The sequence below is a fragment of the Gordonia amarae NBRC 15530 genome (genome assembly GCF_000241345.1).
GTDB lineage: Bacteria > Actinomycetota > Actinomycetes > Mycobacteriales > Mycobacteriaceae > Gordonia > Gordonia amarae.
Window position 1 is genome coordinate 84,504 of sequence record NZ_BAED01000026.1, and the last position, 11,251, is coordinate 95,754.

9 protein-coding genes and 1 pseudogene are annotated in these 11,251 nt (G+C 69.3%); all 10 read right to left on the minus strand.

Annotation, left to right across the window (positions count from 1 at the left end):
- Positions 1–44: 44 nt before the first annotated feature.
- Positions 45–875: a hypothetical protein gene (locus GOAMR_RS08310; RefSeq protein ID WP_083836895.1), complete on the minus strand. Its 831-nt coding sequence runs from the start codon at positions 873–875 to the stop codon at positions 45–47.
- 111 nt (positions 876–986) lie between these two features.
- Positions 987–1,949 (minus strand): polyphosphate kinase 2, encoded by a 963-nt coding sequence (gene ppk2 / locus GOAMR_RS08315; protein WP_005185492.1) that lies wholly within the window; start codon positions 1,947–1,949, stop codon positions 987–989.
- A gap of 244 nt (positions 1,950–2,193) precedes the next feature.
- Positions 2,194–2,685, minus strand: coding sequence for a DUF6764 family protein (locus tag GOAMR_RS08320; RefSeq protein ID WP_244427335.1), 492 nt, complete (start codon positions 2,683–2,685; stop codon positions 2,194–2,196).
- A 207-nt stretch (positions 2,686–2,892) separates the two neighbouring features.
- The gene (locus tag GOAMR_RS08325; RefSeq protein WP_005185496.1) at positions 2,893–3,333 is read right to left on the minus strand and encodes an SRPBCC family protein; all 441 of its coding nucleotides are present in this window, start codon (positions 3,331–3,333) and stop codon (positions 2,893–2,895) included.
- A 119-nt stretch (positions 3,334–3,452) separates the two neighbouring features.
- Entirely contained in the window at positions 3,453–6,011 is a 2,559-nt protein-coding gene (locus GOAMR_RS08330) for an ABC transporter permease (protein WP_005185498.1), read from the minus strand.
- Position 6,012: 1 nt separating this feature from the next.
- A complete protein-coding gene (locus GOAMR_RS08335; RefSeq protein WP_005185500.1) occupies positions 6,013–6,777 on the minus strand; it encodes an ABC transporter ATP-binding protein in 765 nt (254 codons plus the stop codon).
- Positions 6,778–6,916: 139 nt separating this feature from the next.
- Positions 6,917–8,746, minus strand: a complete 1,830-nt coding sequence (locus GOAMR_RS08340; protein WP_005185502.1) for a phosphoenolpyruvate carboxykinase (GTP) — start codon at positions 8,744–8,746, stop codon at positions 6,917–6,919.
- 142 nt (positions 8,747–8,888) lie between these two features.
- A complete protein-coding gene (locus GOAMR_RS08345; protein ID WP_083836890.1) occupies positions 8,889–9,200 on the minus strand; it encodes a DUF6802 family protein in 312 nt (103 codons plus the stop codon).
- A 5-nt stretch (positions 9,201–9,205) separates the two neighbouring features.
- Entirely contained in the window at positions 9,206–10,735 is a 1,530-nt protein-coding gene (locus GOAMR_RS25100) for a GTPase domain-containing protein (RefSeq protein WP_005185519.1), read from the minus strand.
- Positions 10,732–11,251 (minus strand): annotated as a pseudogene (locus GOAMR_RS25105) (hypothetical protein); the annotation flags it as partial. The gene GOAMR_RS25100 and the pseudogene GOAMR_RS25105, both read right to left, overlap by 4 nt.

Consider the following 11,251-nt stretch of genomic DNA (forward strand, 5'->3'; position numbering starts at 1 on the left):
CTCGTCGCTTACGCTCCTCGCACCTCAACCAGCGGTGTGGTCGGCTATCCTCGGCGGCGCATGGCCACCGCGATGGCCGCGCCGAGGAGCGCCACCCCGAGTCCGGCACCGCCGACGATGAAGGCGACCTCGTGCAGGTTCTTGAGCACGGTGTCGACGATCGCCTCGCTCACCTCGCGGTCTGAGCCGGCACCGCCGGTCAGCTCGTCCTTGGCACGGTCGGCACCCACCACGGACACCGCGTAACTCACCACCGCGGCGGCGACCGTGGCCAGGCCGAGGAACAGCAGCACCACACCGCGCCTGCGGGCGATCAGCAGACCGCCGAGCGCGCCGATGATCGCCGCGGCCGTCGACGCGAGCGCCAGGCGCGTGATGTCGCGGCCGGTCTTGTGGTAGCGGCCGGCCTCCAGATTCGAACCGCTCAGCTCGACCATGATCCCGTCGGTCTGCGCGGAGATACCGAGCTTGTTGAGCACCCGGTTGACCATCGGCGCGATGTCGAGTTGGAGGCCCTGGTCGTCGGCGGCGTCGGCACCCGGCTCGTCGAACAGGTAGTCGTGCTGGTCGGCGACAACCTGCACGAAGTCCTCCTCGAACTGATCGGAATCGGTGTAAGCCCGGGCGAGTGGTGTGACGAAGGCACTCGTCACCCCGCCGGTGAAGCTCCCGGCACCGCCGGCCCGGTCGATCACCCCTCGGGTGATCTGTTCGGTCATGTAGTCGCGGACCTTCTGCTGCTCCGCCACCGGACGCATCGACGAGGCGAACCCCTCGGAGTCGACGAGCCGCTCCTTGACCCACAACGACGGCACCGCGAGCACGATGGCCGCCATCGCGACGAGCGTCAGAACAGCACTGAGGAAAGTCCGCACGCCGCCAGGGTACCTGGACAGCATCGACGGACAGCCGCATTACATTTCATCGATGTACCGCGTCTGACAAGTGACATTCCCCGTCGCTTCGCCCGCCCCGGCCGGCGTCCGCTACTCCCCGATGGTGTCGCGGGCCCGGCTGACGATCAGCGGATCGGGCTCCCCGACCAGCTCGACGTCCTTTCCGGTGTAGTCGAACGAGGCGAGCACATGGCGCATCGCGTTGAGGCGGGCACGCTTCTTGTCGTTGCTCTTGACCACCGTCCACGGCGCGAAATCGTTGTCGGTGGCGGCGAACATCGCCTCCTTGGCGGCGCCGTAGTCGTCCCACTTGTCGAGGGAGGCCAGGTCCATCGGCGACAGCTTCCACTGCCGGACCGGGTCGATCTGCCGGATCGCGAACCGGGTGCGCTGCTCCAGCGGAGACACCGAGAACCAGAACTTGACCAGATGGATACCGTCGTCGACGAGCATCTTCTCGAACGCCGGAACCTGCTCGATGAACTGGGTGTACTGCTCGTCGGTGCAGAATCCCATCACCCGTTCCACACCGGCGCGGTTGTACCAGGACCGATCGAAGAACACCATCTCACCGGCGGCGGGCAGGTGCTGCACGTACCGCTGGAAGTACCATTCGGTGGCTTCGCGCTCGCTCGGCTTCTCCAGCGCGACGACGCGGGCACCGCGCGGATTGAGATGCTCGTTGAACCGCTTGATGGTGCCCCCCTTGCCGGCGGCGTCGCGACCCTCGAACACCAGCAGGAACCGCTGCCCGGTCTGCTTGGTCCACTTCTGCAGTTTCAGCAGTTCGATCTGCAGCTTGCGTTTGCCGATCTCGTACTCGCGGCGGCTCATCCGGTCTTCGTACGGATAGTCCTGGCGCCACGTGTCGATCACATTGCGGCCGGGCAGGTGCAGCAGGACGGGGTCGTCGTCATCGTCGTCGTTGACCGCGAACTGGGTCACGTCGTGCAGGTCGACGATCTGCTGCAGAGCCTCACGGCCGTTGAGTTTGCTGAAATCCGGTCCGAACTGGGCCTGGCCGTCCACGGCCGGTGTATAAACCTCGGTCACCCCGCCACAATAAGCGCACCACCCGACCGGCGGGTGACGCTGAGGTGAACCCGGGGACCGATAAGGGACGAAAGTCCTGTATTGAATGCGCCGGGCCTCGGTTTTGTGAACCCTTGCTCCCCGTTCTTCCTCAGTCGTTCGCGCGGGCTCCTTCGTCGCCCGGCTCACTCCCTCGTCCAGAACGGGGCGGGTCCACAAAACCGAACCCGGCTGATACCAAATACGTCCGTGTTACTGCGCGAAGTTACTGGACGAATTCTGCGGGGCCGAGTTTGACGCAGCCCTTGGCCTTGTTCATCTCGACCGCCACCGCCAGCATGCCGTAGCAGTCGGCGCCGTTCGGCCCGATGCGGGCCTGGCTGTTCGCGCCGCCGATGGCGAGCGCGTTCTGGCCCTCGGTCGCCTGCGCGAGCGTCAGGGCGTTGGGTCCGACGGTGATCGAATGAGCCCTGCCCCCGTTGAACGCGCCGGCGAGCGCGATCGAACCCGGCTGCCGGTTGTCGGCGGTCGCCTGACCGCCATTGTCGGCGACTGCCACGGCGGTTCCCCGGCCACCGCTTTCGTGCGCCGTGGCCGTGCTGCCCTTGCCGGCCTTGGCACCGCACCCCGATTTCACGACAACTTTCTGGAGCTGCTGGCCGTCAGTGGCCTGGCAGTTCACCGCCGACGCCGTGCCGGCGCCCCCACACACACCCAGGACTGCGAGTCCCGCACCAAGCCCGACGATCGCACTCACGATGCGAAAGCGAAACTTGTTGATAGTCAATATAATCGGCCTCCTCCAAAGAAACGACGGACGTCCACCGGCGTCACGGTGCCTATACCGTAGACGACGCGAACGTCCGCCGCGTGACCGGCACCACCAGCCGGCCGGGAGGTACCTGGCGTAACTCCCGAACCGGTAAAAGCGGGCCGGTCAAAAAGGCCGAAAGGGCCGAAAAGGTCAGGCAGCCGAGCGGCGCTTGGCCTCGGCGATGAGTCCCTTCTTCGCCGTTTCGACGGCGGCCTTCTGGCCGCGCTTGACGATCAGGCCGGGCAGCTTGATCTTGAGATCCACCTCGAGCTCGAACTCGACGTGCGTCTTGTCGCCGTCGGGGGTGAGCCGGTACACGCCGTGCTGCTGGCTGAGCTGCTTGCCCTCGACCAGATCCCACGTGCACGAGTTCTCGGTCCAGGTGTAGGCGAGCGTCTGCTCGTCGGAGATGCCCGACAGGCCCGCGACGATGTGCACCCGGTCCGGGGTGCCGTCCGGATGGGTCGAGAGGACCTCGGCCGATTTGTGCGCGTCGGACCACTGCGGGAGCGAGTCGATGTCGAGCAGGATTTCCATGATCAACGACGCCGGGGCGTCGACGTCGAATTCTGTTTTTGCGGAGACAGCCATGCCCAAGAACCTACCGTGCGCACCATCGCCGACAGCACCGAACACGCGATTGGCGCGGCGATTCTGGTCACGTGACCCACCACAGCGACCCACCGGCCCGAAATGCCGGTCGACCCCGGTCAGAGGTCTGCGATGGCCTCCAGCGGTGTGGTCCGGGCCGCGCGCACCGCCGGCCACAGAGCGGCGAGGATCCCGACGACACCCGCGGCCAGCACGGTGCCGCCGATCAGCGACCACGGCAGCACCGGATCACCCAGACCCCACTTGGCGAGGGTCTTGGTGAACGCCCAGCCGATCCCGGAACCGAGCACCACCCCGAGCACCGCACCGAAGACCGCGATCAGCACCGACTCCAGGTAGATGCTGCGGCGTACCTGCGCCCGCACCATGCCGATGGCCCGCAGCGTGCCGATCTCGCGTCTGCGCTCGACCACCGACAGGGCCAGGGTGTTGACGATGCCGAGGATCGCGATCACCAGGGCCAGCCCGAGCATCGCGTACAGCACGGCCAGCATCTGGTCGATCGCGGTGGAGATGGTGCCCTTGAACTCCTCCGGATCCTGGACCTGCACCGTCAGGAAGTCGGCGGTGGTCGCGTCGAGACGTTCGCGCAGCGCGTCGGGGGTGACGCCCGGCGCCGGGCCGGCCAGGATGAACGTGGTCATCCGCAGCGACTGCGGGACAAGCGCCCGGTAGGCGTCCGCACCCATGATCCACGGCTGGATGAGCTGGGTGTCCTTGAAGATCCCGGCCACCTTGACCTGGACCTCTTTGCCGCCGAGTGTGCTGAAGGTGACGGTGTCGCCACGGCGCCAGTTCTTGTCCTTGGCGAACTTCTCGGTGACGAGCAGACCGTCGGCGGGCACCTCTGGCGAGGCGCCGTCGAGCATCTGAAGATGCATCAGGTCACCGAGGCCGGTGCCGATCGCCGCCTGCCCGGTCATGAACTTGCCGTCGTACTTGGCCTGCACCAGCCCGAACGCGACGACGCTGCCGACACCGTCCGTCCCGGTGATCGCGTCGACGATGGACGTCGGCAGCGGCTGCTGGTTGGTGTCGCTGATGATGAAGTCGGCGCCGATCCCGGTGTCGACGGCCTCGTCCGCGGTGCCCTTGAAGGAGGCCCCGAGGATGCCGATGATCGTGACCAGCAGCAGGCCGAGGGTAAGGGCGAACGCGGTGGCGGCGGTGCGGCGCGGATTGCGGACGGCGTTGGTGCGGGCCAGGCCCCCGACCTTGCCGAAGGGCGCCCCGAGCACGCGGCCGAGCCCGCCGACGAACGGCCGCGACAGGGCCGGACCGCCCAGTACCGCGGCGATGATCGCCAGGCCGGCGCCGACCCCGACGGTCACCGCCGGGCCGACACCCACACCGGTCGCACCGCCGACGATGAGGCCGAGCGCGACGAGCGCGACACCCACGCCGACGAGTGTGCGGCGGCCCAGGTTGGTGCTGTCCTCGGCGGCGCTCGCCCGCATCGCCTCGACCGGCGCCACACGCGCGGCCCGGGCGGCGGGCACCCAGGCGCTGACCATCGTGACGACGATGCCGACGAACAACGCGGCCAGCACCGCCGCCGGGGTGACGGTGAGGGGCCCCTCGGGCAGCCCCGTGCCGGAGTTGGCCAGCAGTTTGAGCAGCGCGGCCAGCCCGATACCGATGACCAGTCCGATCGCGCCGCCGACGATGCCGACGACGAACGCCTCGAACAGCACCGACCGCGAGATCTGTCTTCTGCTCGCGCCGACGGCGCGCAGCAGCGCCAGTTCCTTGTTCCGCTGCGCGACGATCATCGAGAAGGTGTTGTAGATGATGAAGGTGCCCACCACCAGGCCGATCGCCGCGAAGGCCAGCAGGATTCCCTGGAAGATGTTGAGGAAATCGGTGAACTGGCCCTTGGCGTCGTCGCGGACCTGATCGCCGGTGCGCACGTCGTACCGTTCGGGGTCCACGATGGCCGCGACCCGGTCCCGCAGTTGTTCGGGCGACACCCCCGGGGCGGCACGCATGTCGACCATGCCGACGTAGGTGCCGTCGGTCATGAGTTCGCGGGCCACCTTCTCGTCGAACTGGACGTTGACGAAGCCGCTGGACGAGCCGGGCTGATCGAGCAGCGCCACCACCGTGACATCCATCGGCTCGGTAGATCCTTGCCCCACAATGACTTTGGTCTTGGATCCGACCTTGAGACCGTTCTTCTCGGCCGCCGAGGAGTTGATCGCGATCTCGCCCCTGCCGTGCGGCGCCCGGCCCCCGGCTTCGATCTTGGTGGACTCGGGCGAGAGCGCCCTGTCGGGCGGGATGAACGCCGAGCCGATGCTCGGGGCACCGCCCGTCGAGATCGCCTTGCCGTTGCCACCGGCCACCGTGACGGTGGCCCCATAGTCGGTGACCAACTTATCGATGCCGAGTTCGCTTTTCCGCGAGGACAATTCGTCGACGACACTGTTGTCGACGCCGGCCCCGACGGTGTCCGAGGATGCCGTCACCTCCGCCGACACCCCCGGCGCGACATTGTCGAAAAGATTACCGAAAGCATTGGAGATCGACGCCGTGAACACCATCGAACCGGCGACGAACGAGGTGCCCAGCATGATCGAGAAGACCGTCAGCACCAACCGCAGCTTGTGCGCGGCGAGGTTACGCAGCGACACCCGCCGCATCACAGAACCACCCATGTCAGGCGACCACCGGATTGTCCAGGTTCTTCATCACCTCGAAGACGTCGTCGGCCCGGGGCTGCCGGAGCTCACGCACGATCTGCCCGTCGGCCAGGAACACCACCCGGTCGGCGTACGACGCCGCGCGCGGATCGTGGGTGACGATCACGACGGTCTGCCCGAACTCGTCGGTCGCCGCCCGCAGGATCTCCAGCACCTCCCCCGACGAGCGGGAGTCGAGGTTGCCGGTCGGCTCGTCGCCGAAGATGATGTCGGGCCGCCCCACCAGCGCCCGGGCACACGCCACCCGCTGCTGCTGCCCGCCCGACAGCTCCGCCGGCCGGTGCGTGAGACGGTCGGTCAGGCCCAGCCGGGTCACCACCGCGTCGAACCACTGCTTGTCCACGTCACGGCCGGCGATGTCGAGGGGCAAAGTGATGTTCTCGGCCGCGGTCAGCGTCGGCACCAGATTGAACGCCTGGAACACGAAGCCGATGCGGTCGCGGCGCAGCGTGGTCATCGCCTTGTCGCTCAGGCCGGTCAGCTCGACGTCGCCGATGCGGACGCTGCCCGACGTCGCCACATCGAGTCCGGCCAGGCAGTGCATCAGCGTCGACTTACCCGACCCCGACGGCCCCATGATGGCGGTGAACTCGCCCGCGGCGAACGACACCGACACCCCGCGTAACGCCACCACCTCGGTGTCACCGGAACCGTAGATCTTGGTGAGATTCTCGGCACTCGCCGCGACCTGAGCCCGGGGACCGCCCTCGCTGTGTGTCATGCGTCCAGCCTTCCAAACGTTCGGCTGCCCGGTCCATCCGGTCAGTCCCTGATTTCGACCCTGATAACGCGAAACGAACAGGGTCGTGACCGAGGTCACGACCCTGTTCTACAGCGGGTGTGGGGTTGGGCCCCAGATCCTAGGCGCCCAGCCGTTCGCGCAGCGCGGCGAGCTCATCGCGCAGCGACGACGGGAGCTTGTCGCCCACAAAGTCGAACAGCTCGTCGATCAGCGGCAGCTCACGCTCCCACTCCTCGGTGTTGACGGCGAGCGCCTCCACCAGATCGCGGTCCTCGACGTCGAGGCCGTCGAGGTTGAACTCCTCGGGCTTGGCGACGATGCCGATGGGGGTCTGCTCGCCGGCGACCTGACCCTCGATGCGGCCGATGATCCACTCCAGGACGCGGCTGTTCTCGCCGAAGCCGGGCCACAGGAAGCGGCCGTCCTCGCCGCGGCGGAACCAGTTGACGTAGAAGATCTTGGGCAGCTTGGCGGCGTCGGCGTTCTTGCCGAGGTCGATCCAGTGCGAGAGGTAGTCGCCCACGTGGTAGCCCATGAACGGCAGCATCGCCATCGGGTCGCGGCGGACGGTGCCCACCTTGCCCTCGGCGGCGGCGGTCTGCTCGGAGCCGACGGTGGCGCCCATGAACACGCCGTGCTGCCAGTCGCGGGCTTCGGTGACCAGCGGAACGGTGGTCTTGCGTCGTCCGCCGAACAGGATCGCCGAGATCGGCACACCCTGCGGGTCGTCCCACTCCTGCGCCAGCGACGGGCACTGGGTGAGCGGGGTGCAGTACCGCGAGTTGGGGTGCGCGGCGGGCTTGTCGGACTCGGGGGTCCAGTCGTTGCCCAGCCAGTCGGTCAGGTGCGCCGGCTTGTCGCCGCCGATGCCCTCCCACCACACGTCACCCTGGTCGGTGAGCGCGACATTGGTGTACAGGGTGTTGCCGTGGTCGATGGTGTGCATCGCGTTGGGGTTGGAGTCGGCGCTGGTGCCGGGGGCGACGCCGAAGAAGCCGAACTCGGGGTTGATCGCGTAGAGGCGGCCGTCCTTGCCGAACCGCATCCAGGCGATGTCGTCGCCGACGGTCTCGGCCTTCCAGCCGGGGATGGTGGGCTGGATCATCGCGAGGTTGGTCTTGCCGCAGGCACTCGGGAACGCGGCCGCAACGTAGTAGACCTTGTCCTGCGGGCTGGTGAGTTTGAGGATCAGCATGTGCTCGGCCAGCCAGCCCTCGTCGTGCGCCAGCACCGACGCGATGCGCAGCGCGTAGCACTTCTTGCCCAGCAGCGCGTTGCCGCCGTAACCCGAACCGTACGACCAGATCTCGCGGCTCTCGGGGAAGTGGGTGATGTACTTCTCGGTGTTGCACGGCCACGGCACGTCGGCCTGGCCCTCGGCGAGGGGGGCGCCGACCGAGTGCAGGCACTTGACGAAGAAACCGTCGTCGCCGAGGAGCTCGAGGACCGGGGTGCCGACGCGGGTCATGATGCGCATCGACAGGACGACGTACTCGGAGTCGGTGATCTCCACGCCCAGCTTCGGGTCGTCGGAGCCGAGCGGACCCATGCAGAACGGGATGACGAACATGGTGCGCCCGCGCATGCTGCCGCGGTACAGGCCGGTCATCGTCTCCCGCATCTGCGCGGGATCGACCCAGTTGTTGGTGGGACCCGCGTCCTCTTCCTTCTCGGAGCAGATGTAGGTGCGGGACTCGACACGCGCGACGTCGGCCGGATCGGAGTTGGCCAGGAACGAATTGGGCTTGAGCTCCTCGTTCAGCTTGGTGAGCGTGCCCGCGGCGACGAGCTGCTCGGTGAGACGGGCCCACTCCGCGTCGCTGCCATCGGACCAGACGACGGCGTCGGGCTGCGTGAGTTCGGCGATCTCGGCTACCCACGCGAGGAGCGCGGCGTGCTTGGTAGGGGCGCTACTCGGATCCAGGCCAGGAATTGTGGCAGACGTCATGGGGTCTCCTCGAGAATGGCGATGACCGTCGGATGGCCACCACCGGCGTTGCGTCGTTTGTCCCAGGGTACCGGGACCGAGCGGACGCTAGGTAGCCGCCCCCGGGTGAGATTGTCCGCATTACGGCAGGACGGGGCCGCTGTCAGGCCAGCCGGCCGGAGTCGGTGGGCAGCCAGGTGCCGGTCCCGGTGTCCAGGCGCTGCGCCGAATAGCTGCCGTCGGCGCCGATCTCGGTGATCAGGTCGACGCGGCCGTCGGCGTCGGAATCGGTGTACACGGCCATGCCGTCCGGTCCGGTCCGGGTCAGGGAGTCGGCGATCCCGTCGGCGTCCGTGTCCAGGTCGGCGGGTCCGAGATCCCACACGTCCTCGCCCTGCGACATCCACAGATGATCGGCCGGGCTGCCGGGTGGGGCGAGGTGGTCGCCGCCGTCGCCGAACATGTCGGCCTCCATACCCATCACCTGCCTTCTTCGTCGTCGGTTCCCAGTGTGGCGCGCACGGGGGGCCCGGGTTCCGGGATTTCGGGATCTTGGATTTCGGGATCTGGGGTATCGGGATCTGCGAGGACGGCCAGCCGGTCCGCGAGTGCCCGGACGGCCCGCTGCCTGGCCGGGTCCGCGGCCGGTTCCCGGCACCGCCCGATCTCGATGTCGAGGGCCGCCACCCGCCGGGTGGTCTCGCGGACCAGCCTGTCGTGGTGGCGGGCGATCTGCCCGGCGACCTCCAGCTCCGTCGATGTCGACCGCGCGGCCACGTGCCGCTCGCAGGTGATGCGCAGTTCGGCGAGCGCGGTGGCGGTCACCGTCCGCACCTGGGCGCGGACGGCCGAGGTGCGCCGCACCCCGATCACCCACACCGCGATCGCGAGACCGACCACCACCGTCAGCGGCGTCAGTGCCCACCCCACCGCGGGCCCGGCACCCATCGCCGACGCCCCCGACGCGACGGCCCGTCCCACGCCGAAGCCCGTCGACACCCCGAGCAGACCGAACACGGCGTCCTCGGCGCCGCGGCGCGGGCCGGCCGCCGTCACCGGTGCGGTGGACACCACCCGCGCGGCACCCGCCGCGACGACCGGGGCGGACCCGAGGCCGGCCAGGGACACCGCGGCGGCCTCCGTGAAGCGGGCGGCGACGGCCCGGTCGATGTGGATCACCGCCGAGGCGAGCTGGGTGTCGAGCCACGCGCGATAGACCGGTACCTCGTGCGCGCCGATGCCGTCGCACCGGGCTTCGGCCGCCGCGGCGAGCGTCCGGATCGTCACGCCGAGTTCGTCGAGCACCTCCGAGCGGGCGGCGGCGCACTCGAACCGTGCGGCCGCGAGCCGCTCGGTACGCCCCCGGTCGCGGCCCGCCACGATCCGGCGCCGCCGTTCGGTGAGGTCACCGAGCCTGCCGGTCCGGTCATCGAGAGGTGGCGCACCCGCCGCGTCGGCGGCCGCCAGCGCCACACCCGCCTGCCGCACCCGGCGGCGCACCCGGCCGGACGATGACGTCACCGCCGTCAGCCACCCGGTCAGCCCGCCGATCCCCGTGCCGGACGTGGCGGCCACCGCGAACAGGGGCAGCCGGCCGGCCGGGTCGAGGACGGACCGGATCCGCCGCAGCGCGGTGGGCCAGTCCCAATACGCGTCGATCTTGTTGCAGACCACCGCCACCACACCGGCCTCCCGGCGCAACGCGGCGAGCAGCTGAGTCTCCTCCTCGCCCGCCCCCGACGACGGGTCCACCACCAGCAGCGCCACGGCCGGACCAGGATGCGCGGTCCCCGACTCCGTGGTCCGCGTGCCGCGCCATTCGGCGATCTCGAGGTGCGGAGCGAGCTGGGCGCAGGCGGCAAGCACGCTCGACACCCCGGCGCCCCCGGAACCGGCGACCACGACGGACCGCCCCGGCACCGGCAGCGCCGAGGCATCCACCCCCGTCAGCGTGTGGATCTCGCGGACGGTCGCCGCGTCCAGACCGGGCACATCCAGGTCAGCCGTCACCCGGCCCTCCCCAGGTCGGCGAGCAGTGTTTCGGCGGCGGCGCGCTCGATGCCGCGCGCGGCGATCCGTTCTGCGGCCACGGCCAGCGCGCGGGTGCGGGCGCCGGCGACCGCCGATGCGCGACCCGCGATCACGTCGGCGAGCGACCTGATTCCGCTCGCGGTGTGCAGCAGTGCCTCGATCTGCCCGGCGGCGGAGTACCCGTCGGTCGCCGCGCGTATCGCCAGCTCGACACCCCAGCGGTCCATGGTCCGCAGCAGCCCGATCCGCAGCCGCTCCTCGTCGTCGCGGCCGCCGCCCCCGGCCCCCGGAGGCCCGCTTACCCCCGTCGGCCCCGCCACTTCCGACGGCCCCGTCACTCCCGACGGCCCTGCCACTCCCGACGGCATCGTGAAGCGACCGGCCACCTCGGGAACCCGCTCGCCCGCGTCGGCCAGTGCCCCGAGCAGCGCGACCTGCGGTCCGGTCGGGGCGGCGACCGCCCACAGCGCCGACACGGGGGTCACCGGACGGCCC

Bases quoted from the DNA above. Each gene is read 5' to 3' on its own strand.
- GOAMR_RS08345 (WP_083836890.1), bottom strand. From the start codon at position 9,200: ATGGAGGCCGACATGTTCGGCGACGGCGGCGACCACCTCGCCCCACCC.
- GOAMR_RS08340 (WP_005185502.1), bottom strand. From the start codon at position 8,746: ATGACGTCTGCCACAATTCCTGGCCTGGATCCGAGTAGCGCCCCTACC.
- GOAMR_RS08330 (WP_005185498.1), bottom strand. From the start codon at position 6,011: ATGGGTGGTTCTGTGATGCGGCGGGTGTCGCTGCGTAACCTCGCCGCG.
- GOAMR_RS08325 (WP_005185496.1), bottom strand. From the start codon at position 3,333: ATGGCTGTCTCCGCAAAAACAGAATTCGACGTCGACGCCCCGGCGTCG.
- GOAMR_RS08335 (WP_005185500.1), bottom strand. From the start codon at position 6,777: ATGACACACAGCGAGGGCGGTCCCCGGGCTCAGGTCGCGGCGAGTGCC.